This is a genomic window from Aminobacter sp. P4_D5 (assembly GCF_056401815.1).
Genome location: NZ_JBFUIP010001373.1, coordinates 1 through 523, shown reverse-complemented (window position 1 = coordinate 523; position 523 = coordinate 1). Strand labels below are relative to the sequence as shown.

Sequence of the window (523 nt, the reverse complement as noted above, 5' to 3'; positions counted from 1 at the left end):
CCGCAGACCCTCGTTGTTGGTGAGGATGTAGGAGAGCCGACCCACCTTCCGCGCCGTCACCGCCAGTTCCGGCGGCAGCGAGGCCTCCTCGCCGGCCTCCTTCAGCAGCGTCTCCTCCGCCGTCAGCCCGGCCGGGATGCCGCCCGCGACCAGGTTGTCCACCTGCCCCGGCGCCACCGCCTTGTCCTTCGCGCGGATGCCGACCCAGACGTGCAGCCCATCCGCCCGCCGCACCAGCCCGTTCAGGTGCGCCCCCTGCCCGATGATGCCGAAGGCCGGGATAGCTCCGCGATCGAGCGTGCCCAGGACAGGGCCGTTCGCTTCGGCGCGGATGTCGAACAGCTCGCCGCGAATTCGACAAAAGCCCTGCTTCGCCAGCTCGCGTACCGTCGCGGCCAGCGCGTCGCTGCGCATCCCCGGCGTGCGGAGCCGGCCCGCCATGGAGATGCCGCGGCCGTCAAAGTGGAAGTCGCGCGGGAAGAAGGTCAGCGCCCGCGCCAGCTCGGTCGAGACCCAGCCCACC

General features: G+C 71.9%; 1 protein-coding gene. It reads right to left on the bottom strand.

Going from position 1 to position 523, the window contains the following annotated elements; all coding sequences use genetic code 11:
• Positions 1-523 (bottom strand): DUF4743 domain-containing protein (locus tag AC1DWF_RS38485; RefSeq protein WP_476843653.1); only part of this gene is annotated, 523 nt, incomplete at both ends.